General features: G+C 48.2%; 18 protein-coding genes. 1 reads left to right on the top strand and 17 read right to left on the bottom strand.

What is annotated here, in order from left to right; translation table 11 throughout:
* Positions 1 to 74: 74 nt before the first annotated feature.
* Complete coding sequence (locus QZV31_RS10995; protein WP_093731081.1) at positions 75 to 788, bottom strand: metallophosphoesterase family protein; 714 nt, start codon at positions 786 to 788, stop codon at positions 75 to 77.
* Between the two features lie 319 nt (positions 789 to 1,107).
* Complete coding sequence (locus QZV31_RS10990) at positions 1,108 to 1,245, bottom strand: CAP domain-containing protein (RefSeq protein ID WP_366508723.1); 138 nt, start codon at positions 1,243 to 1,245, stop codon at positions 1,108 to 1,110.
* Between the two features lie 199 nt (positions 1,246 to 1,444).
* On the opposite strand from QZV31_RS10990, the gene QZV31_RS10985 reads away from it, so the two are divergent.
* The gene (locus tag QZV31_RS10985) at positions 1,445 to 2,923 is read left to right on the top strand and encodes an AAA family ATPase (RefSeq protein WP_295360557.1); all 1,479 of its coding nucleotides are present in this window, start codon (positions 1,445 to 1,447) and stop codon (positions 2,921 to 2,923) included.
* A gap of 242 nt (positions 2,924 to 3,165) precedes the next feature.
* Here QZV31_RS10985 and QZV31_RS10980 read toward each other — a convergent pair whose 3' ends face one another.
* The 15 genes from QZV31_RS10980 to QZV31_RS10910 all read right to left on the bottom strand — a co-directional run bounded on the left by QZV31_RS10980 (position 3,166) and on the right by QZV31_RS10910 (position 19,231).
* Positions 3,166 to 4,593, bottom strand: coding sequence for a hypothetical protein (locus tag QZV31_RS10980; protein WP_295360555.1), 1,428 nt, complete (start codon positions 4,591 to 4,593; stop codon positions 3,166 to 3,168).
* A gap of 14 nt (positions 4,594 to 4,607) precedes the next feature.
* Positions 4,608 to 5,291, bottom strand: coding sequence for a hypothetical protein (locus QZV31_RS10975; protein ID WP_295360553.1), 684 nt, complete (start codon positions 5,289 to 5,291; stop codon positions 4,608 to 4,610).
* A gap of 90 nt (positions 5,292 to 5,381) precedes the next feature.
* Complete coding sequence (locus tag QZV31_RS10970; RefSeq protein ID WP_295360551.1) at positions 5,382 to 6,296, bottom strand: hypothetical protein; 915 nt, start codon at positions 6,294 to 6,296, stop codon at positions 5,382 to 5,384.
* Positions 6,297 to 6,358: 62 nt separating this feature from the next.
* A complete protein-coding gene (locus tag QZV31_RS10965) occupies positions 6,359 to 6,739 on the bottom strand; it encodes a hypothetical protein (RefSeq protein ID WP_295360549.1) in 381 nt (126 codons plus the stop codon).
* A 65-nt stretch (positions 6,740 to 6,804) separates the two neighbouring features.
* Complete coding sequence (locus QZV31_RS10960) at positions 6,805 to 7,431, bottom strand: hypothetical protein (RefSeq protein ID WP_295360547.1); 627 nt, start codon at positions 7,429 to 7,431, stop codon at positions 6,805 to 6,807.
* Between the two features lie 118 nt (positions 7,432 to 7,549).
* Positions 7,550 to 7,951, bottom strand: coding sequence for a hypothetical protein (locus QZV31_RS10955; protein WP_295360545.1), 402 nt, complete (start codon positions 7,949 to 7,951; stop codon positions 7,550 to 7,552).
* 18 nt (positions 7,952 to 7,969) lie between these two features.
* Complete coding sequence (locus QZV31_RS10950) at positions 7,970 to 8,809, bottom strand: alpha/beta fold hydrolase (protein ID WP_295360544.1); 840 nt, start codon at positions 8,807 to 8,809, stop codon at positions 7,970 to 7,972.
* A gap of 142 nt (positions 8,810 to 8,951) precedes the next feature.
* The gene (locus QZV31_RS10945; RefSeq protein ID WP_176760537.1) at positions 8,952 to 10,967 is read right to left on the bottom strand and encodes a sodium-translocating pyrophosphatase; all 2,016 of its coding nucleotides are present in this window, start codon (positions 10,965 to 10,967) and stop codon (positions 8,952 to 8,954) included.
* Positions 10,968 to 11,174: 207 nt separating this feature from the next.
* Entirely contained in the window at positions 11,175 to 11,405 is a 231-nt protein-coding gene (gene secG / locus QZV31_RS10940) for a preprotein translocase subunit SecG (protein WP_218118244.1), read from the bottom strand.
* A 319-nt stretch (positions 11,406 to 11,724) separates the two neighbouring features.
* On the bottom strand, positions 11,725 to 13,011 hold the full coding sequence (eno, locus tag QZV31_RS10935) for a phosphopyruvate hydratase (RefSeq protein WP_093731092.1): 1,287 nt from the start codon (positions 13,009 to 13,011) through the stop codon (positions 11,725 to 11,727).
* Positions 13,012 to 13,143: 132 nt separating this feature from the next.
* Positions 13,144 to 14,691, bottom strand: a complete 1,548-nt coding sequence (gene gpmI, locus QZV31_RS10930; protein ID WP_295360539.1) for a 2,3-bisphosphoglycerate-independent phosphoglycerate mutase — start codon at positions 14,689 to 14,691, stop codon at positions 13,144 to 13,146.
* 24 nt (positions 14,692 to 14,715) lie between these two features.
* Positions 14,716 to 16,650 carry a triose-phosphate isomerase gene (gene tpiA / locus QZV31_RS10925; RefSeq protein ID WP_295360538.1) on the bottom strand — a complete coding sequence of 645 codons (1,935 nt, stop codon included), beginning with the start codon at positions 16,648 to 16,650 and terminating at the stop codon, positions 14,716 to 14,718.
* 163 nt (positions 16,651 to 16,813) lie between these two features.
* A complete protein-coding gene (gap, locus tag QZV31_RS10920; RefSeq protein WP_295360537.1) occupies positions 16,814 to 17,818 on the bottom strand; it encodes a type I glyceraldehyde-3-phosphate dehydrogenase in 1,005 nt (334 codons plus the stop codon).
* A 302-nt stretch (positions 17,819 to 18,120) separates the two neighbouring features.
* Positions 18,121 to 18,618, bottom strand: a complete 498-nt coding sequence (gene queF, locus QZV31_RS10915; RefSeq protein WP_295360531.1) for a preQ(1) synthase — start codon at positions 18,616 to 18,618, stop codon at positions 18,121 to 18,123.
* Positions 18,619 to 18,718: 100 nt separating this feature from the next.
* Positions 18,719 to 19,231, bottom strand: a complete 513-nt coding sequence (locus QZV31_RS10910; RefSeq protein ID WP_295360529.1) for a QueT transporter family protein — start codon at positions 19,229 to 19,231, stop codon at positions 18,719 to 18,721.
* Positions 19,232 to 19,683: the final 452 nt, after the last annotated feature.

The following is a 19,683-nucleotide window of genomic DNA, read 5'->3' as shown; positions in this document are numbered from 1 at the left end:
AATATCAAATACAGGAAAGATAAATTTTACAAAAATTTAAATGACATTTTACGTTACAGATAACACCTCTGCAGCTACGCCTGCCAGACTTTCCCGGCCAATACATCTACGCAGCTTAGTTTGCCGCCGCTCATATACGCACCGGTATCGCACATGATAACATGATTTGCCAAAAACAGCGGCTTCGGCGTCCGCCGTTCCTTCCCGGTGAGCTTCATCACTTTCTGTACCGGCGTATGCCCCACCACAAGGGTCTCCTCCCCTTTATACTGTTCCCACCACTGCTGCCGCCGCCAAAGCATATCAAATTCATTTTGCACCGCCAGCGGCACATCGGGATCGACCCCCGCGTGACAGAAAAAGTAATCCTGATACTGATACTTAACCGGCAGATTCATCACCCACTGAAGCAGTTCTTCCTTTGTATCCGCATCCATCTCATCCAGCTGTTTCAGCGTTTCCAACCCGCCGTTATCCAGCCAGGAACCCGCATAATCTACAATCAGGTTATTATAGTTGCCACGCTTCTGCATAAAATAGGAAGACATCATCACTTCATGATTGCCCATCAGGCAGACCACAACATCCGAATACTGCTGCTGCAACGCAAAAATATATTGCAGACACCGGCCCGGGGCCGGGCCCCGGTCAATGTAATCCCCCAGAAAAATCAGCAGATCTTCATCCGGGTTGAATCGGATTTTGTCCATCAGCTTTATTAACTTTTCATACATGCCGTGTACGTCGCCGATGGCCAGCACACGGGAATAACCGAATAAGTTCTGCATGATACCTTCACTGATCTTCCACTATCGCATTCTTAACTGTCAAATTACTTATTGTCTTTATTTTCACTTTACTATAATTATTATATGTGATGTCATATTTAACGTCAATTAACATTCTCGTCTTTATAGATTCACTCACTTCCCCGCCACCTGGTCGTTAAAACGACCAACCTGAGAACGCTAATACGCATGGTTACTGGAGTTTGGTTCCACTACCTCTTAATATATAGAGGAATGACAGTTTATATGTCCATACAGGCAAAGCCGTTACATATAACTGGCAAACTGTTAGAGAGTGGAAGCTTAGGGTTTCCCGCAACTATCCCCTGAACATCTGGATCCAGTAATGCGTAAACTCCGTACCTTCTTTACGGCAATAGCCCACGCCCAGTTCTTTAAAATCTTTGTTCAGGATATTAGCGCGATGCCTCGGCAAACGCATACACTGAGCCACCACTTCTTCCGGCGTGATTTACAACTTATATTTACATTAGTCAGAGTAATCCTCGTAAAGAAACGTTGAGCTTTTTTTTTAAATGTTTTATAATATTATAAAGAATCCATAAAGCCAGTTTGATAATCGGATTCAAAAATCAGCTTGGTTATTTTTAAAATAATTTATTTGCTTTTTTAAATTTTATTAAGGAAGGTTCATCATGAAGTTATCATTGCAAATGCAAGCCAAAAACCAAAACGCTTTAATCACGGACGAGCATAGCGCGCGTCTGCCTATGGTGCGAATCACAAAAGTAATCCTGCAGAATTTCAAAAATGTGGAATACGGTGAAATCGACTTCCACTGCGGCAAATACTTCGTACCTTATGGCACCAAAGCCGACATTCTGGGCCTGTACGGCCAGAACGGTTCCGGCAAAACAGCGCTGATTGACGCGCTGTATATTTTAAAAGAACTGCTGCGGGGCAGCAAGGTGCAGAATCTGTTTGCGGAATGTGTCAATAAGAATGCGGAATTTGCAAAGCTGACATTCCTGTTTGAACTGCAGTATGAAGATGGACGCGTCCGCAAAGCGATGTATGAGTTCTGCATAAAAGCGATAGTGAATTCAGCTGATGCAGACGCAGGTTTGGGAGCTTCCCCGGATTTTATCGCAGCACCCTTTTCCAAAAACAAGGTACGAATCCTGGACGAAGTGCTCAGCATGTCCGGTCCGTTTTGCGGCAGCGAGCATCGCATGAACCCGATTATCGATACAACCAGCAACGAGCTTCCCTTTGGCCCCAAGTCACGCCACAAATTTATCCTCGGACAGGATAAAACCAGCCAGAAAACGCTACAGTTAGAGGTAAACAAACGTCTGGCCCAGGAACGCTCCCAGTCTTTCATCTTTATGCGTGAAACGCTGGAGTATCTGAAAACCATCGGGAACTACTCCGAATATCTGCAGGTATTGCTGGAACTGAATTTTTTCGGACTGAATTATTTCTTTGTGGTCAATACCCGTTCTTCCGGCCTCATCCGCCTGAACCTGGCGTTGCTGCTACACACGCCCATGGGTTCCTTCCCCATCCAGACAGACGACCGGCCTACCGATATGCCACAGGGAACCTATGAAATTGTTTCCCGGTACATTCCCAGGATAAACACAGTCATTGAGCAGCTGATTCCCGGCCTTTCCATTAAACTGAACCCCCTGGCCAGGACAGTCATGAAAGACGGTTCCCCCGGTCAGCTTGTAGAGCTCATTGCCGTACGCAACGGAATAGAACTGCCCCTGCGGGACGAATCGGACGGGATCCGTCGTCTGATCTCCATGCTGAGCCTTTTGACCGCCGCATATAATGACCCGTCCTTCACCCTTGCCATCGACGAATTCGACGCAGGCATCTTTGAGTACATCTGGGGCGAGATGCTGGAGATTTTCGCCATGCACGGCGTAGGCCAGCTGATTTTCACCGCCCACAACCTGCGTCCTCTGGAAGTGATCAGCAAAAAGTTCCTGTATTTCACCAGCACAGACCCGAAAGACCGCTTTGTGCAGCTGAAGAGCATCGCCCGCACCAATAATATGCGCAACGTGTATTTCCGCCAGATTGAACACGGCAACGAGGAAAAAGTGTACAACGAAACTAAGCGCGATGCGATTATTAAGGCGTTGCGGAGCGTGAAGGAATAGTGAAAAAACTGCCAGCTTACTTGCAGAAAGAGATACCATTTGAAAACTTTGACTGTGGTGTTTTATAAAATATGATGATAGAGTCGACCGCATCACAGAATTGTTAATGATCTTAAAAGTGAAGAGCCTCCGCTGTCATGAAAGGCGGCGGAGGCTCTTTTAATTACGATTCTGTTTTCCTGTAAATGGTTCTGTAAGGATACGCGGATTTATGCCATCGTCTCCGTAACGATTACCTGTGCTTATTGTTTTTTCCGTTTCATGAACATCCAGATACCGCCGCCGATCAAAACTATCGGCAGACCAAAGATCAGCAGATCAAACAGATCAAAGCCACCATCGTCCGTTGCTCCTTCTTTGGGTTTCGGCAGTTCTGCCTTGCCTACGGCGACCTTCCAGGTACGCTCCATTTTATCATATTTGGCAGTCACATCTACAACGCCGTCGGCCTTGCCCACAAGCACACCGTCTTTAATCTCGGCAATCTTGCTGTCGCTGACGCTCCACTGGGGCTTTACCTCCCCTTCCTGCCCGGTGATGTAAGAGGACAGTTCCAGTTTTTCGTTAACGTCAACGTGTGCAGGCAGTGCATTGCATTCCAGCTTTGGGACATAAGCAGTCACCTCCACCTTAAAATCACGGGAGGCATTATCCACGGTTATTTTTCCACTGATCGTCGCGACGCCTTCAGCTTTGGCAGCCAGCGTACCATCACCGGCCACGCTGACTTTGTCATCGGCGCTGGATTTTAAATCGGACAATTTATATTTCAGATTACCGGGAATGGTAACTCTCAGTTTGCTGCTTTCTCCTACTTTAATGGCAGGGTCTGCCGGTTCCACATTCACCACGGCACTGATAGTATACAGGTTGTCCTTAGCGTCTGCATCTTTCCCATCTGTCTTTTCCTCAGTAGCCCCTTCCGGCACGGGAACCTCTTCTTCCTCTTCTTCCGGTAACAGGGGCGCTTTCTTTGTCGTGAGCATGGTAGCAGGAGAGCCGTAAATCAGCTTCGGGTTCTTAACATCATCGTTGCGGTAGACCGCAGTCAGGTCTGCTGCCACCAGGAACCGGGCAAACAGTTTGTTATCCGGCTGATGAATGGCCCGTATATCATAGAACCAACCTCCAACGGCTTCATGAGCATATACCAGCCGGTACGGTCTGTTAGCACTGTTCAGGCTGGTCTTTACCGGGGAAATTCCTTCCAGGACTGCCATCGCCGCCGCTTCCGAAACGTCAAATCCCTTTTCCATAAATTCATAAGCGCCGCTCACATCAGCCGGCATGGAGCCTTCCTGTTTCACAGTAATCGTTTTGTCTTTCAGGGTAAATGTCAGTTTCACCGGTTTTTTATCTACATCAAATTCAGCTTCGCCCACGCCGTTATCATTGACCAGTAAAATGCCGGCCGTACTGAAATCATAGGAACTGTCTTCCGCTTCACTGCCCCGCATTACGTCAAATTCAAACAGGAAGAGACCTTCTTCCATGGGTTTAATGATGAGGTGCCCGTTGTTGTACTGGGAGCTTTCTTTCCAAGTATAATTGCCTTCCGCCTTTTTCCATTCCTCGCCGCCTTTAGCCATACCCACAGCGGAAACGGCCAGCATTACAATCAGCGTCAGCATAAAAACCGCAAGCTTTGTTATCTTAATATTTCGTTTCATGTCCTTACGCCTCCTTACAGTGCCAGCCTGAATTTTGCCGTACGGGGCGATCTGCCGTCAACCCAGTACTTAATCGTATATACACCCCGGGGAGAACGTCTGCCCGAATTCTTTGTGGCCCAGCCGTTCCAGTCGAAACAGAACCACTGGTTGGAATTACTCGACTTGAAGTTGAAACTGCGCACCAGTTGATTTTTATTGTTGAATATCTGGAAATGCAAACCTTTTCCTCTGGCATTATTCCGTTTGAAATATAACCGCTGCATCAGGTCGCCGTTATCGTTCCGGATAACCTTTGTAGAATGATATTGCAGAAAAGAAGCACCAGGGTATGTAAAAGGAATCGTTATATATTCTTCACCCCAATTGTAATACGGCTTATACGTGACCAGTTTGTATTTTCCGGCCTTAAACCGGGACATGTTAAGCCGGTATGAGTAATACCCGTAAGTTGTATTATTCTTTTTATACACTTTTTGGGGCTTCATGACTTTAAAATTCGCGATTCTTTTATTCTTGCTATCCAGGATATAAGCTCCCCTTTGCGAAGTATGTCCTGCCCAAGACATCCACGCAAAGCCTTTTGTACCGTTAAATGTTACTTTTGAAGAAAACCCTTTTACGGCAGCAAACACTGTCACGGTAACAAGAAATACCGCCACAAGGCTTAGGGCTATTATTTTTCGCGCCCGATCCATAATAACAAACCTCCTTAAATGTATATAAATTTTAAACAACCTGAATAATACATCCTCCCTTGTTTCCATTCCATGCGGAGGATCTGTTCATCATCCTTTCGACCCGTCAATATTGTAAATCATCACATCGCCGCCATCGCTGTCGAAGCGGTACACGGCGCTTAAATCTTTCGGCACCATGAAAGTGCGGAGCAGTTTACCATTTTGGAATACTTTAACGGCAAAGCCATAATTCTTAATGATGTATTTGTATTTCGGCATCATACTGCCCGTCACCGCTTCGGGTATGATCTGCAGCGTCTTATCCGTAAAGTCGGTGTTGGTTTCGCGAACAGGCAGCGCGGCAACCAGCGCACAGGCAGCAAACTCGTCAGCCCTCGGCGTACGGTTTTTATTCAATACATATTCACCACGCACATCTGGCAGGGTTAACCCATTATGCCCGAAATAGTCCAGAATCAGCCCGTCTTTTCCTGACGTGACGCCGGCATGCATCAGATTAATCTGTACATCATCCAGCATGGCCCCAGTCCCGTTTCCTCTATGGATGCCCTGGACTTCGGCGCCGGTGGCAAACTGGGCACCCAGGCGAAGCTGGACAGGTTTCATGCCGGCTTTGATATATTTCTTGTCCGGAGGGGAATCCGTGATTGCCAGACCGATAATCTGTCCGCCCAAAACGACAGCTGGCGCCTGGGATAATGCTTCCCAGCCTTTATTATCATCGGTTCCGTCGTAATCACAGGCGTGCAGTGTAATCACCGGCCATTGATCCGGCAGCACTGTGACATTGATATACGCATTTGTCACGCCGTTTTCATTTTTCCGTTCATACCGTCCGGCAGCAGGCGGCCACACCTCATCCCTGTCGCTCCAATACCAGTTCGCCACGGAGCGCTCCGCATTCTTCCCCGTTTTAGGAGCTGCGCTTACTGTGTCTGTAACAGAAGCCAGCGTTAATGCGAAACACAATGCCGCCATACCGAATTGCACGCTTTTTCTCATACCGAATTTTCGCCTCCCCATAAAACAATATAAAATTTTAACATGAATTAAGGAGTGTTTCCTTAATGAGCCCAAAGAAAACCAAACGCGATCATACCCGTAGCCAACAGAATCACAACCGCCGCACCAACGGGCAGTATCGCCTGCGCCGCCATGGCGATAACGGTGTCGCCCGGTTCGGCCTGCTGACGCTTTGCATGTTGTCGGCACTGCCATAGGCCTGCCCCATATGAAAGAAAGGTAACTATTATCCAGAATAAAAAACGGAATGAGATTTCGTCAGTGGGAAGCTGCGTCAACGCACCGCCAATACCTATAACCTGAAGGACAAACAATTTCCATTGTACCGCCGCTTCTCCGTATTTTGTAGCATACGTCCGGTTCAGGAAAAAACCAACCACACAGCAAATAACAGAAAGAACAATCATAACGCCGCTGTCCAATGAACATCTCCCCCGCTTCCCTATGCTATTACTTTACTAAATCACCGGATCGTTGCTGTATCCCATCATTTTCCCAGCCAGTCCACCAGCACATAACGGTCCGCATCAGCAGGCGAACGGGTCACGGTAAACATATAGCGGCCAATCAGGGCCGGAACATCTTCCGGCGCTTCTTTCCTCCATTGCTCAGCCGTGCCGTGCACATTGCCGGTAAAACCGGAAGATGCGGAGTAAATATTGGCCACGCCGGTAAAGATATCGGTTCCATTTTCATGCCATTCCGCAACCTGCGCGAAGACCAGTCCTTCCCCACTGGCCTTCGGTACCAGATATAAATTGTTCGTCAGCTTATATTGCCGGGACGATACCGCATTGATACGGCGGCCAAAGTATTTGTACACAGCGTTATCCACCGCTTCTTTTTTTACGCCCCAGTAGCCTTCGTTCACATTTACCAAATCATACTTGCGGTTGATGATATTATGTTGCACGCCAAAATCCACAAACGTATCCATGGGGATTTCATTGTTCATCACAAAACTTCCCACCCGCGCTTCCGCAAAATTGCTGAAGAATGTATCCAGCTTTTCACGGGATGCCTCGGACAGTTCTGCACGACTTGCAGCGCCAACGGGCAAAGCAAATAAAACCAGCAGAAGCGATGCCGTAAGAAATGTTAAAAACTTTTTCATGTAAAATCCTCCTTTGCGTTTGCCTTTTACTTCTTTATTTAAATATTTACAGAATAAACCGCTGCACCAAATCGCGGTGCATAAAATGTTCACACAGCAAAATATAACGAATCCTTACTCAATAATAAAACCAGAATAGTATGCCGCCAATAATTACGCTGCACACATTCACAAGTACTAGAGTCTTGAACAGCTTCTTCCTGTCCCCCCGGATGAAATAACAGCACAGGCAAAATTCCAGCAGTATCACTGCAATTTCTCCCAGGACAACAGCCACCCCATACCAGTCAAAAGGATCCTGTTCCAAAAACTCATTCAGCAGCAGGTTGCTGATAATGTTAACAACAGCAAAACCTGCCAGTTCTTTTGGCTTGCGGTAACCGCAAAAATAAAATACAGGAACTTCTATCAGAACAGTGAGCAGTGCCACTACCAGAAACGTCTCTTCTATTTCCGCCCAGTCTACAAAAATCCGGGTTCCGGGAATCAGCGGCGTAGGAGCAATTACATCAAAAAACATCGACACAGCCTCCCCGTCTCAATACTGCTTTTCAAAAAATTCCAGGCACTTTTCATACACCATTTCCCGCGCGTCATCCAGCGTCACCACATGCCGTGCTTCCGAGAGCCAGAGGATTTCTTTCTGTGTTTCCGGAACACATTTCAACTGTTCGTAAAGATATGTTGCACTCTGTGCTTTTACCGTATGGTCTTTTTGCCCCTGCACAATCAGGGTGGGAATTTTTATTTTTTCCAGATATTCCGCTTTACAAAGCTTGATCAGTTCCAACAGGCTTGGCACCGGTTTCGTCGGCATTTCCGAGTAGCCCTGCATATATTCTTCCGGCACATTGTAACTGTGTTGCCCTGTATGAAGACGCGGAATGAAATAACGCAACAGTTTTACAAAAGGTATACGCCAGTCCTGCAGAAACACTGGCGTTGCCAACAGTATCAGTTTTTCCACAGAACAGGCCTTTGCGCGGTTTTCTGTCGGGTTCTCCCTTTGTCCTTTTATAAACAATTCTTCCGAAGAATCCGTTGGGGAAAACTCCGCCGCCGCTTTAATGGTCAGCAGACCGCCCATGGACTGCCCTGCTATGTAGATGTGGCGGCAGTGACTGTGCAGTGCTTTCACGCCATCTTCTACTGCTTCGTACCAGTCCGGCCAGGTAGTCTGTTCCAGCGCTTCTACCGTTGTGCAATGCCCGGCCAGGCAGGCGCCCAGCACAGTATAACCACCCTTTTCCTGCAAAAAGTTTCCTAACATGCGCATTTCCGCCGGAGCGCCGCTGTAACCATGAACCAGCAATACACCTGTATCCCGGCTGCCATGCAGAAAAAACGTGCCAGCGTTCCGGTGTGCCTGTCCGCTCATGATTGCCTCCGTTTAGACTGTGTGGATAATCTATATTCTTATTTTTATTATAACACAAAAAGTGAACTTATAAAACAAAAACAGGACTGCCGAAACAGTCCTGTTTTATGATTTATAAATTCAATTGTCAATCAGCAACGTATTATTTGAACATTCCCAGCAGGATACCGCCATGGGCAGCCAGTACCGGAGCAAATACCAGGGAAACGATGGTCATCAGCTTCAGCAGGATGTTCATGGCCGGTCCGGAAGTATCTTTGAACGGATCGCCTACGGTGTCGCCGGTAACCGCCGCTTTGTGCGGGTCGGAACCTTTGCCGCCGTGTACGCCGGATTCAATGTACTTCTTCGCGTTATCCCAAGCGCCGCCCGCATTGGCCATCATAATAGCCAGCAGTACACCGGCAGCCAGCGCGCCGCCAATCATTCCGCCCAGAGCGGCAGGCCCTAACAGCATGCCAACCAGAAGCGGGAACGCAATAGCGATGACGCCGGGGGCAATCATTTTGTTCAGTGCGGCAGCGGTAGAGATATCTACGCAGCGGCGATAGTCGCCGCGGGCCTTGCCTTCCAACAGGCCGGGGATCTCATGGAACTGACGGCGAACTTCCACTACCATTTCGTTAGCAGCTTCACCAACGGATTCCATGGTCATAGCGCCAAACACAAACGGCAGGGTGGCACCGATGAATACACCGATCAGAACAACCGGATCCAACAGGTCGATAGCTTTCAGTTTCACAACCTGAGAGTATGCGGAGAACAGAGCCAGCGCGGTCAGCGCGGCAGAACCGATGGCAAATCCTTTGCCGATAGCAGCAGTAGTATTGCCGACGGAGTCCAGGGTATCAGTGATTTCACGAACGCTTGCGGGCAGTTCAGCCATTTCCGCAATGCCACCTGCGTTATCGGAAATAGGACCGTAAGCGTCAACCGCTACGGTGATGCCGGTGGTTGCCAGCATGCCGACTGCGGACAGGGCGATACCGTAAATGCCCAGTGCCGGATTAGCCATGCCGCCCATTACAAAGAACGCGATGAATACCGCGATGCAGATGAATACGATAGGCAGGAAAGTGGAATACATACCTACTGCCAGGCCTGCGATGATTACGGTTGCGTGACCGGTTTCCGCCTGGTCAGCGATTCTCTTAACGGAGCTGTAATCAGCAGAGGTGTATACTTCGGTGATCTTACCAATCAGCAGACCTACAACCTGGCCGGCAGCGATAGCCCAGAAAGCATTCATGTTACCGAACAGAGAGTTGGACAGGTAAGCAGCAGCGCCAATGGTCAGGATGCCGGCGATGTAGGTACCGGTGTTCAGGGCGCCCTGCGGATTGGTGGATTTGCTGTGACGGACATACAGAATACCAATAATAGAAGAAACAATACCGGACAGAGCCAGCAGGAACGGATAAGCTACACCTTCGCCGCCTTTGAACGCAACCGCACCCAAAGTCAAAGCAGAGATGATAGCGCCTACATAAGATTCAAACAGGTCAGCGCCCATACCGGCTACGTCGCCTACGTTATCGCCTACGTTATCGGCGATGGTAGCAGGGTTACGGGGATCGTCTTCCGGAATACCGGCTTCCACCTTACCTACCAGATCAGCGCCTACGTCGGCAGCTTTGGTGTAGATACCGCCGCCAACACGGGCAAACAGTGCGATGGAACTTGCGCCCAGACCGAAACCGGTTACGATATCCATGTTCGCACCGTTTTCGCCAAACAGAGCAAAAGCCAGCGCTACACCGGTGATGCCCAGGCCAACCACGCCCAGACCCATTACGGAACCGCCGGAGAAAGCAATCTGCAGTGCCTGGGGCATGCCGTGTTCAGCAGCCGCCGTGGTACGAACGTTAGCTTTGGTGGCAACATTCATGCCGCAGTAACCGGCCAGAATGGAGAAAACTGCGCCGGCAATGAAGCAGACTGCCGTCATGGGAGCCAGGAAAATACCGATAATAATTGCAACAACCAGAATGAATACAGCCAGTGCTTTGTATTCACGGTACAGGAACGCCATAGCACCTTCGTGAATGTGCCCGGAAATTTCCTGCATCAGTTCATTGCCGGCTTCCGCTTTCATGATGGAACTGCTCAGCATGGCAGCGATCAGAAGCGCGAGGATACCGGCGCCAATGGATAACATGATAAAACTACTCAAGATGTAATCCCCTTTCGACAAAATAAAAATATAATTTAAAATTTTAAAGGGCTAAACCCTTTATTAACACTGTTTTGTGAGTCTGCACCCACAAGCCTGAAACCATGTTGCGCCTCTTTGATGCGCAACCTCAGTCATGCAACCTGCCTGATCAGGCAGCCCGCCGCTTTTCCTTCTCAATAAAGCGCAGGGTCATGCATTGAGTTTGGCAAGAGCTAACGTAATGACACCGAAGGCCGTTCCCAGCACAATCGTAGCCTTAGACAAAACCGTATCCAGATCATTTCCCTTACCAAAGAAGGCACCATCACCGCCACCGAAGGAGCTGGACAAGCCCGCGCCTCTGCCAGTCTGCAGCAGTACCGCCCCAATCAGGGCCACACAGACGATGAAGTCCACTACCATCAAGACAGTTTCCAGCATTTACTTACCTCCTTCACTAATTATTCCTGTGTCAGTACCACAGTATTTTACCACAACTTGACAACTGTGGCAATAATAAATGTCAATTTTTTTCACAGAGTTTTACGGAACGATAATTACATATTATAAAACCTTGTTTCCCTTCAATAATATAGCGGTAGGAAAGTGTTAGCCGGAAGGAAGTACGTAAAAACAGGGGAACTGCTTTACACAGTTCCCCTCACTTGCTTTGTACCGCAAACTACATTTCCCGTTTCAATCCTTGATTATAATAATTAACGAATGGTTTGCGAACTAACGGTTCTAATCTGTTTGCAGCTTATTTGTTCAGATTGTAGAACACTTCCATGCCGCCGTATGTTGCAGCCGGGCCAAGGTCTTCTTCAATGCGCAGCAGCTGGTTGTATTTCGCCACGCGGTCAGTACGGGCCGGCGCGCCGGATTTAATCTGGCCGGCGTTCAGCGCAACTGCGATGTCAGACATGGTAACGTCCTCTGTTTCGCCGCTGCGGTGGGAAACAATGGCGGTATAGCCGTGACGTTTTGCCAGTTCCACAGCCCGGAAAGTTTCGGTGAGGGTACCAATCTGGTTCACTTTAATCAGGATGGCATTGGCCACACCTTTGTCGATGCCCATCTGCAGGCGCGCCGCGTTGGTAACGAACAGGTCGTCGCCTACCAGCTGCACTTTGTCGCCCAGCTTCTTGGTGAGGGCAGCCCATCCCTTCCAGTCGTCTTCAGCCAGGCCGTCTTCAATGGAGATAATCGGATATTTCGCAACCAGATCCGCCAGATAGTTGACCATCTGGGTGCTGGTCTTGGGGGCGCCTTCCGCCAGCATATGATACTTGCCGTCTTTGTAGAATTCGCTGGCAGCTACGTCCATAGCCAGCATAATGTCTTTACCAGCTTTGTAGCCGGCTTTAGCAATGGCTTCCATAATTACGTCCAGTGCTTCCGCATTGGATTCCAGATTCGGAGCAAAGCCGCCTTCATCGCCCAAACCGGTGCTCAGGCCTTTGGCTTTCAGGATGCCTTTCAGGGCGTGGTAAATTTCCACGTTCATTCGCAGGCATTCGCTGAAACTCTTCGCTCCTACCGGCATGATCATGAATTCCTGGATGTCAACGTTATTGTCCGCATGAGAGCCGCCGTTGAGGATGTTCATCATGGGAACCGGCAGTTCATGGGCATTGGTGCCGCCCAGATACTGATACAGAGGCAGGCCTACATAGTTGGCTGCCGCTTTGGCAACGGCCATGGATACGCCCAGAATTGCATTGGCGCCTAACTTTGCTTTGTTGGGAGTCTCATCTAAACGGATCAGCAACTCGTCAATTTCAATCTGGCGGGTGGCGTCCAGGCCGATCAGCGCTTCGGCAATAATGTCATTTACATTTTCCACCGCTTTCATAACGCCTTTGCCAACATAACGCTTCTTGTCGCCGTCCCGTAATTCTACCGCTTCATGCACACCGGTAGACGCACCGGAGGGAACCGCGGCGCGGCCCATAGTACCGTCTTCCAGGATTACTTCAACTTCAACAGTGGGATTGCCGCGGGAATCCAGAATTTCGCGTGCATAGACTTGTGTAATAATAGACATGATTATCACCTTATCCTTTCTCTTAACTGTTTTGATTATATAAAATAATTCTTTAAAACTCTTTCAACTAAAAAACACATAGTGCTCGAACAAAAAACGCATGGTTTTGCGAAATCCGTGTACAAATACAAATTACTCCAAAAGGCTCTTCCCTGTCATGGCCTTCGGCTGCTGAATCTTCAAAAACTGAAGCAGCGTAGGAGCAATGTCAGCCAGCCGTCCTTCACGCAGTTTAACTTTATCTTTGCTGATCACAATAAACGGAACTTTGTTTGTAGTGTGAGCCGTACAGGGTGTTCCGTCTTCGTTCTGCATCTTTTCCAGGTTTCCGTGATCTGCTGTAATGCAAATCACACCATCCAGCGCCTGAATCTTTTCAACAATCTTTCCGGCGCAGGCATCCACGGTTTCCATGGCCTTTACCGCAGCTTCCATGATACCGGTATGCCCTACCATATCCGGATTGGCAAAGTTCAGGATCACTACATCGTATTTATCTTCGTCCAGTGCTTTAAGCAACGCTTCCGTCACCATGGGCGCACTCATTTCCGGCTGCAGGTCGTAGGTCGCGACTTTCGGCGACGGTATCAGGATACGGTCTTCCCCGGCATTGGGTTCTTCCACGCCGCCGTTAAAGAAGAAGGTTACATGAGCGTATTTTTCCGTTTCCGCAATACGCAGCTGCTGCAGCCCATTCTTCGCCAGTACTTCGCCCAACGTATCTTCATAATGTTCCGGCGGATACGCGGTAGGAATGTCGATGGTCGCATCATACTGGGTCATGCCGACCATATGCACCGGCCTGGCTTCTGCTGACCGTTCAAAATACGGGAACTCTTCATCATGCAGTGCACGGGTAATTTCCCGGGCCCGGTCCGGGCGGAAATTATAGAAGATCACGCTGTCACCCTTACGGATACAGGCAGCAGATTTCTCTCCCGCATCAGCCGCTTCGTTTTTCTGCGCTACACAAAACGGCACTACAAACTCATCGTTCACACCCGCTTCATAGGAAGCCTGAATTCCTTCTGCAGCGGAAGCAAAAACTGCGCCGTCCCGCAAAACCATATTGCGATAGGCTTTTTCCAAACGTTCCCAGCGTTTATCCCGGTCCATGGCATAATAGCGGCCGCTGACCGTTGCAAAACAGCCAACGCCTTCTTCCTGCATGAAAGCTTCCAAATCCTGCACATAAGGAATCGCGCTTTGGGGCGGCACATCCCGGCCGTCCAGAAAAGCATGTACATAGACCTTTTGTAATCCTGCCGTCTTCGCCATATCCAGCAGCGCTTTTAGATGATCGATGTGACTGTGAACGCCGCCGTCACTGAACAGGCCCATCAGGTGAAGAGAACTGTCCTTTTCTTTTGCATGACGCAACGCATCCAGCAGCACCTGGTTTTTAAAAAAACTGCCTTCTTTGATAGCATGGGAAATCAGGGACAGGTCCTGATAAATGATCCGGCCCGACCCGATGTTCAGATGCCCTACTTCCGAATTCCCAATCTGACCAGCCGGCAGCCCTACATCTTCCCCGCTGGCCTCCAGCTTTGTGTTGGGATAATCCGTAAAATAGCTGTCCAGGTGCGGAGTACGGGCTGTCGTCGCCGCATTATAAGGACCGGCCGGGGCAATGCCCCAGCCGTCCAGAATCATTAACATTACCGGCTTCTTTGCCATTTGCTCTCCTTCAAAGCTTCTTAATTAAAAACTGCGGACAATCTTCGCAAAGCTATCTACTTTCAGACTGGCGCCGCCAACCAATACGCCGTCAATGCCGTTGATGCAGAACTGGGCCGCATTGGTGTCTTTTACGCTGCCGCCGTACAGGATACGGATATGCCTTGCAACGTCTTCGCCAACGATTTCGTTCAGCTGCTTACGGATAAACAGGCAGACTTCCTGGGCATCCTGCGCCGTTGCAGTATTGCCGGTGCCGATAGCCCAGATGGGTTCATAGGCAACGGTCAACAGCTTCGCCTGTTCTGCCGAAATCCCTGCCAGCGCACTCTTCAGCTGTCCTTCAATTTTGGCGTTAGTGGCGCCCTGCTTCCGTTCCGCTTCCGTTTCGCCGACACACAGTACCGGTTTCAGCTGGTTGCGGTACGCAGCTTTCATTTTCTTTGCAATGATTTCATTGTCCTCTTTGAAAATTTCGCGTCGTTCGCTGTGGCCTACCAACACGTATTCACAGCCAATGTCCGCAATCTGTGCGCCGGACACAGCGCCGGTAAAAGCTCCTTCGTCTTCCCAGCACAAATCCTGCGCGCCATAGCCCACCGATTTACCGTCAATGGCTTCCGCTACACTTTCCAACGCCGTAAAAGGCGGGAAAATCACGACTTCATTGACAGTACCGTTCGTTTCGGTAACCAGATTCTGGGCCAGTTCGACCGCTTCGCCAACGGTCTTGTACATCTTCCAGTTACCGGCCACAAAAGGGCGCCGCACCTCATCCAGCGCCTCCACACCCGGCAGCACTTTGCCTTCCAGATATTCCAGAGAAGCGCCGCCACCGGTGGAAATGTGACTGATTTTATCTTCCAGACCAATCTTCTTGATAGCCGCTACGCTGTCGCCGCCGCCTACGATGCTGACTGCATTGCTGTCCGCAACGGCTTTGGCAACCGCTTCCGTTCCTTTACAGAACGCATCCATTTCGAATACGCCCATCGGCCCGTTCCAAACTACCAGTTTGGCATCTTTTACCGCATCTGCATACAGTTTGCAGGTTTCCGGACCGATATCCAGGGCCATGTAATCCTGGTTCAGATCATCCAGCGCAGACACTTCATACACGGAATCCGGTTTGAATTCTGCTGCCATCACCAGATCTACAGGCAGAAGAATCTTAACATTCTTCACGGAAGCTTCTGCCATAATACGTTTAGCTTCTTCAATCTTATCGTTTTCTACCAGAGACTTGCCCATAGGGATACCTCTGGCCGCAAGGAATGTATTGGCCATGCCGCCGCCAATCAGCAGTGTATCCACTTTGCCCAGCAGGTTTACGATTACGCCGATCTTATCCGAAACTTTTGCGCCGCCGATGATAGCGGTAAACGGATGCTCCGGATTATTCACAGCATCGCCGATAAAACGTATTTCCTTTTCCAGCAGGAAACCTGCCGCGCTGGGCAGGAAATGGGTTACGCCTTCCACCGATGCATGAGCCCGGTGCGATACGCCGAAACCGTCATTTACATACAAATCTGCCAGGGAAGCCAGCTTCTCCGCAAATTCCAGATTATTTTTCTCTTCTTCTTTATGGTAACGCAGGTTCTCTAACAGCAATACGGATCCTGTCTCCAGTTTTTTCGCCGCTTCTTCCGCCGCCGGCCCGATGCAGTCTTCCGCAAAGGCAACCGGTTTTCCCAACAACTCTTCCAGATGCTTTGCTATCGGTTTCAGTGTATATTTGGGATTAGGCTCGCCCTTCGGACGGCCCAGATGGCTCATTAAAATTACAGCCGCCTCATGGTCAAGCAGATACTGAATGGTAGGCAGCGCGGCCACCATACGGTTATCATCCGTAATGTTGCCTTCAGCATCCTGAGGTACGTTAAAATCGACACGCACCAGAACCTTTTTGCCGGCAACATCCAAATCGGAAAGGATTTTTTTATCCAAAGAAATCATGCTCCTTTCAAAATCTGATTTCGTTTCAAGATTTAGAATTCACTAAATATAAATGCCTTCTACAATGTAAAAAACGCTTATTGACAAATTTACAATACGATTATCCTGAAAATGCAAACAAAGCCGACGCCCCGTAAAAAGAGGGCGTCGACTTGCCAATCAATTAATAACCCTTTTTGCCAACATAAACGGCAAGGTCAACCAGGCGGCAGGAATAACCCCATTCATTGTCATACCAGGCAACCACTTTGGCCAAACGTTTGCCGATCATCATGGTGGACTGGCCGTCAATGACGGAGGAAACCTCACAGCCGATGAAATCACTGGATACCAGCGGCAGATCCGTATAACCCAGGATGCCTTTCAGTTCGCCTTCTGCCGCTTCCTTTAACGCAGCATTGATTTCTTCCACGGTAGCGTCTTTTTCCAGGTTTACCGTCAGGTCGGTCAGGGATACATCCGGAGTCGGAACGCGAAGAGCAAAGCCGTTCAGTTTGCCTTTCAGTTCCGGCAGTACCAGAGCAACCGCCTTGGCAGCGCCGGTGGTGGTAGGAATGATAGACATGGCAGCTGCGCGGGCACGGCGCAGGTCTTTGTGGCTTACATCCAGAATCTTCTGGTCATTGGTATAGGAATGAACCGTTGTCATCAGACCGCTTTCAATCCCGAATTTTTCCAGCAATACTTTGGTAAAGGGTGCCAGGCAGTTCGTGGTGCAGGATGCATTGGAAATGATGTGGTGTTTTGCCGGATCGTACTTATCTTCATTTACACCCATAACAATGGTGATATCCTCATTTTTGCCGGGAGCGGAAATGATAACCTTTTTCGCGCCGTTATCAATATGAGCCTGAGCTTCTTTCGAATCTTTGAATTTACCGGTGCATTCCAGCACGATGTCCGCGCCATATTTGCCCCAGGGAATCTTGGTAACATCCGTTTCGCTGGTAACCGGAATCTTTTTTCCGTCAATTACAAGAAAACCGTCTTCCCATGCAACATCTTCCTTCATGGTCCCGTGAACAGAATCATATTTCAACAGATGCGCCATTATTTCGCCGACCGTCCGGTTGTTGATAGCTACAACTTCCACGTCAGGAAGGCTCAGAATCCTTCTCAACGCCAGACGACCAATACGACCAAAACCACTAATACCAACTTTTACCATACTAAACTCCTCCTTAAAAAAATAAATTAGACAGTAATTAATAACTTTACCGCACAGTAGATAGCACTGTGATAATTGCCGCTATAATGCTGTCTTTTCGTAATCCTAAATAAAAAGAAAATTACTCTTCGCTTAAGGATATTGTAACATAGCACCCTGCAAAAGTGAAGAGTAAATTTCGTGATTAACGTATCTCAAATTCAGCAAATTCTCAAAAAATGGATTTCGTTTCTACGTCTGCCCGATTTTAACGCATCCATGGAAAACACTCGTGTCTTAAAGCTAAATGACTGCCAAATCACTTAGCGATTTTGAACTGTTTCCGGATTCATATCATGATAGTGAAGTCTGTGATGGGCCGTTTTTTCCCAATCGGTTCCTTTTTTCCCATAATTGGCATAGGGATCGATGGACAATCCCCCACGGGGCAAAAACTTTCCCCAGACTTCTATATATTTAGGATCCAACAACCCGATCAGGTCTTTCATGATAATATTCACACAGTCCTCATGAAAATCTCCGTGATTGCGGAAACTGAACAAGTATAATTTCAGCGATTTGCTCTCAACCAGTTTCTGATCCGGAACATACGAAATGTAAATAGTCGCAAAATCCGGTTGTCCAGTCTTTGGGCAAAGACTGGTAAATTCCGGACAGTTGAATTTGACAAAATAATCGTTTTCCGGATGTTTGTTAGGGAAATACTCCAACACATCCGGAGCGTAATCATCCCTGTATTTTGTCTTGTTTCCCAATAAACTTACACCCTGTAAATCCTTCTCTGTTCTTCCTGCTGCCATCCTTTTCTCCCATTAAATATATGTAATAATTCCTGTTTCCTCTCCGAAGGAACTCTTGCTGTATTGGCTGGACTGCTATGGATTAGTTGAACTCTGTCATTTAATTTCTGCTTCGGTTAGTTCTGAAACATAGGTTTGCAACATCCGCTTTTTCCAACGCCCTGACCAGCAGCATACCTGTAAAACCGGAAATGAACTGCCCCACCAATAAGCTTGCAACCAAAACAACGTAAGGAATATGCAATAACCCGGACAACCAGACAGGAACTCCCAGACCCGGCAGTAACGTTACTGCAACAGCGACGATCCAGCACCCCAGACCGTAACGTCTTCCCATAGCAATGACACCGCTTGTCAGCACACCCATGAAAAAACCGCCAATTGCATCAACAGGGCCCAAGCCGCCCATCACAAGATTGCTGATAACATTGGCAATCCCAAAGGGAACAACCAAAAACGGAAAAATATACGATAAACCGTACAACGCTGTAGCAATACGAACCTGATATTGTCCAAACGCAAAGCTCTGAGTACAGAGCATCACAACCAGATACAAAGCGATGCAAATCGCGCTGATTGTCAATTTTTGTGTTTTCGTGTAGTCCTGATTCATTTCTTCTCCTTTTCCAAATGTTCTTTTGAACAGCATCAGGTCGCAACCATATATCAACAAAAACGCACAATCATACAGAATATGAAAAGACATGTTTATAATTGCTTAAAACAAAATAACCATGTCATAAAAAAACGCCTATAACTATAGGCGTAAATGTTAAAAGCATTAAGCGGAATTGTATCATACAGTCATATGAAAACAATCGCCGTTCACTGCGCCCGTAGTTTTATTTATAGACAGGATGGTCACGAACTGTCTGTTATGAAATTTGTATGCCTTCTTATTATACATAATTAAAACTGTTTTGTAAAGTACTTTTATTGATTATAACCGATTAGCATACAACCCAAAGTAAAAGCCCCCGCACGTGTAGTACGGGGGCTTCGTCTCTGACCGGCAACAATCTATCCTCCCAGGCCGCTTCCAGCCCAGTACTTTCGACGCGTGAG

It is taken from the genome of uncultured Succiniclasticum sp., from assembly GCF_902793885.1.
GTDB lineage: Bacteria > Bacillota > Negativicutes > Acidaminococcales > Acidaminococcaceae > Succiniclasticum.
This window is presented reverse-complemented; position numbering and strand designations above follow the sequence as displayed.

Bases quoted from the DNA above. Each gene is read 5' to 3' on its own strand.
- QZV31_RS10995 (WP_093731081.1), bottom strand. From the start codon at position 788: ATGCAGAACTTATTCGGTTATTCCCGTGTGCTGGCCATCGGCGACGTA.
- QZV31_RS10985 (WP_295360557.1), top strand. From the start codon at position 1,445: ATGAAGTTATCATTGCAAATGCAAGCCAAAAACCAAAACGCTTTAATC.
- QZV31_RS10980 (WP_295360555.1), bottom strand. From the start codon at position 4,593: ATGAAACGAAATATTAAGATAACAAAGCTTGCGGTTTTTATGCTGACG.
- QZV31_RS10975 (WP_295360553.1), bottom strand. From the start codon at position 5,291: ATGGATCGGGCGCGAAAAATAATAGCCCTAAGCCTTGTGGCGGTATTT.
- QZV31_RS10970 (WP_295360551.1), bottom strand. From the start codon at position 6,296: ATGAGAAAAAGCGTGCAATTCGGTATGGCGGCATTGTGTTTCGCATTA.
- QZV31_RS10960 (WP_295360547.1), bottom strand. From the start codon at position 7,431: ATGAAAAAGTTTTTAACATTTCTTACGGCATCGCTTCTGCTGGTTTTA.
- QZV31_RS10955 (WP_295360545.1), bottom strand. From the start codon at position 7,951: ATGTTTTTTGATGTAATTGCTCCTACGCCGCTGATTCCCGGAACCCGG.
- QZV31_RS10950 (WP_295360544.1), bottom strand. From the start codon at position 8,809: ATGAGCGGACAGGCACACCGGAACGCTGGCACGTTTTTTCTGCATGGC.
- QZV31_RS10945 (WP_176760537.1), bottom strand. From the start codon at position 10,967: ATGTTATCCATTGGCGCCGGTATCCTCGCGCTTCTGATCGCTGCCATG.
- secG (WP_218118244.1), bottom strand. From the start codon at position 11,405: ATGCTGGAAACTGTCTTGATGGTAGTGGACTTCATCGTCTGTGTGGCC.
- eno (WP_093731092.1), bottom strand. From the start codon at position 13,011: ATGTCTATTATTACACAAGTCTATGCACGCGAAATTCTGGATTCCCGC.
- gpmI (WP_295360539.1), bottom strand. From the start codon at position 14,691: ATGGCAAAGAAGCCGGTAATGTTAATGATTCTGGACGGCTGGGGCATT.
- tpiA (WP_295360538.1), bottom strand. From the start codon at position 16,650: ATGATTTCTTTGGATAAAAAAATCCTTTCCGATTTGGATGTTGCCGGC.
- gap (WP_295360537.1), bottom strand. From the start codon at position 17,818: ATGGTAAAAGTTGGTATTAGTGGTTTTGGTCGTATTGGTCGTCTGGCG.
- queF (WP_295360531.1), bottom strand. From the start codon at position 18,618: ATGGCAGCAGGAAGAACAGAGAAGGATTTACAGGGTGTAAGTTTATTG.
- QZV31_RS10910 (WP_295360529.1), bottom strand. From the start codon at position 19,231: ATGAATCAGGACTACACGAAAACACAAAAATTGACAATCAGCGCGATT.